The organism is Methanobrevibacter sp. (genome assembly GCF_045114555.1).
Lineage (GTDB): Archaea > Methanobacteriota > Methanobacteria > Methanobacteriales > Methanobacteriaceae > Methanobrevibacter.
In genome coordinates this window covers 1-2184 of sequence record NZ_JBGUKT010000038.1, presented here as the reverse complement: position 1 = coordinate 2184, position 2184 = coordinate 1, and the positions used below count along the sequence as shown (strand labels likewise).

Below are 2184 nucleotides of genomic sequence, written 5' to 3'. Positions count from 1 at the left end.
ATAGCTGCAAAAGGAGAGGATTGTTGTCTGTCTGCACGTACTACTCTACCACCAGACCATTGACAGATGGTTTCTGCTCCGGTAATATCTGTAACAGTTAAAATAGTATTATTAAAGGATGAATAAATATTAGCTATTCCCCATTTTTCATCTTTTGCCATAATTACACACCTACTTATTCATTATCATCAGCTTTTGCTGCATTGTATTCTTCAATTTGTTTAGCGACAGGTGAGGTAGGGTAGAATCCTACTAAATCTTCTTCTCCTTTTTTAACTACGTAACTTGGAGAGTTGACTTTCTTGCCGTCTAAAGCAATGTGTCCGTGTACGACAAACATTCTTGCTTCCTTAGCAGTACGAGCTAAACCTTTTTGGTGTACAACAGTTTGTAATCTTCTTCTTAAAATGTCTTCAACAGTTAAATCAAGAATACTTTCCAAAGGAGCGCTTTCATCGAGAATACCTGTTCTCTTCAAGTGACCGAGAAGTTCATCGATTTCAGTTTTGACTTGGTCTTCAGAGAAACCGAGTAAGTATCTTGCTTGTCTACTATAATTTCTAACTAAAGTATCAGCTTTCCAAATTTCCTTTTTGTTTTTTAAGCCGTATTTAGCCATTAATTTATTTTCACTTTTAATTCTTTCTGCATTCCAAGGATGTGGTGGTGTATCATACTTCTTCCTTGCTTTTCTTGGATGTCCCATTCTTACATCTCCGTAAATTAAATAATATTGATTTTATAGCTTGATTCCGCTTGAAAATATTCCAAAACAATCAATCGCCATAATCTCCTAATTTCTAAAAATTCCCAGTTATTTACCTTCTCTTACTTACACCGACAGTAGAACTGTGTCTGAAAGTAGATTTAGTTCTTTGTCCTCTAACAGGTAAACCAACTTCGTGTCTTCTTCCCTTGTAACTTCTGGTTTTTCTCATTCTGTTTAAATCGTCTCTTAATGTCATGTCGAGATCAGATTCAATTAAATGAAGATCGTCACCGGTTTCATAATCGTTACGTCTGTTAAGCATCCAATCAGGAATGCCGTATTCTTTAGGATTTTCTAAGAGTTCTTCAATCTTAGCAATATCTTCTTCAGAGGTGTAACCGATTTGTTCTTCTAAGTTTAAACCTAAGGTAAGACAGATAGATCTAGATAAGGATAATCCAACACCTTTAATTTCGGTTAAAGCTTGTTCAATTTTCTTATTTCCATCTACATCCTTTCTGGATATACGCACTAAGTGCTTAAAGTCGTCTTCCATTAAAGTAACCTCCATATAATTATAGAGCGAACCCGCGAGACGCAAAAAATTGCGGATTCGAATGCTTTAAATTAAAGCACAGTTTTCAACAATATAAAACTTGATACAGCATTGAATCAATTCAGAGCAAATCCAAGATTTGTTCTACAATCAACTGCTACTGCACCAAGAGTGCATAAATATCAGTTATATGACCAATTTAATAATTTAATCCACTGCTATAGATAAGCATAGCTAGATTATATTTAACAAATTAAAAAAAGCAAATTTTAAATCCAACTCGTAAAGCTTATTGAATTGGATTTAAATTTAATGAAATCAATCATCAATAATAATCCTCATTGAATTATATTAAATTGCTATATACTAATAAACGCCGAGACTGGGATTTGAACCCAGGAGAGGAGACCCTCACAAGATTTCCAGTCTTGCGCCTTACCAGGCTAGACTATCTCGGCAATAGCCTGCATCATATGCCTAAAGTGTGCATATAATACACTATTAAACTATAAGATTATCCTAGTATTTAAAGCTTTGTATTTTTAAGCCTGTTTTTTAAAAAAAATAGTTAAGTTGAAAAATCAACTTTCCAAATAACTCTTAGTTTTTCATAATATTTAAAGATTTTTTTGAAAATAAAGAAAAAGTATTTATATAAGTTATTAAAATTTTAATTGGTGCGATTTTTCGAGCATTGAAGTTTACGAAAAATCAAGAACTCAAGAAGTCAATGAAAATTAATAGGCTGACAATGCTCATTTTAAGGAAAATTATAAGAATTTCAAAAAATTCTACAGAATCTAATTAAAAAAATTATAAGAATTTCAAAAAATTCTACAGAATCCGCGAACCGGATTATAAAAAATTATAAAATTTTAATATATAGATTACGAAATAGCAAAATTATTAAAATCAAAAG

General features: G+C 31.9%; 3 protein-coding genes and 1 tRNA gene. All 4 read right to left on the bottom strand.

The window, feature by feature from the left end; genetic code table 11:
• The coding region (gene rpsK / locus ACJMLB_RS08910) for a 30S ribosomal protein S11 (protein ID WP_405325545.1) at nt 1-161 on the bottom strand (161 nt) is incomplete at its 3' end.
• A 14-nt stretch (nt 162-175) separates the two neighbouring features.
• Entirely contained in the window at nt 176-706 is a 531-nt protein-coding gene (locus ACJMLB_RS08905; RefSeq protein ID WP_405325542.1) for a 30S ribosomal protein S4, read from the bottom strand.
• A gap of 112 nt (nt 707-818) precedes the next feature.
• On the bottom strand, nt 819-1265 hold the full coding sequence (locus ACJMLB_RS08900; RefSeq protein WP_405325539.1) for a 30S ribosomal protein S13: 447 nt from the start codon (nt 1263-1265) through the stop codon (nt 819-821).
• Between the two features lie 374 nt (nt 1266-1639).
• Nucleotides 1640-1723: transfer RNA gene (locus ACJMLB_RS08895), tRNA-Ser, on the bottom strand.
• Between the last annotated feature and the right edge of the window lie 461 nt (nt 1724-2184).

Coding starts and splice junctions, on each gene's coding strand:
- ACJMLB_RS08905 (WP_405325542.1), bottom strand. CDS start 706: ATGGGACATCCAAGAAAAGCAAGGAAGAAGTATGATACACCACCACAT.
- ACJMLB_RS08900 (WP_405325539.1), bottom strand. CDS start 1,265: ATGGAAGACGACTTTAAGCACTTAGTGCGTATATCCAGAAAGGATGTA.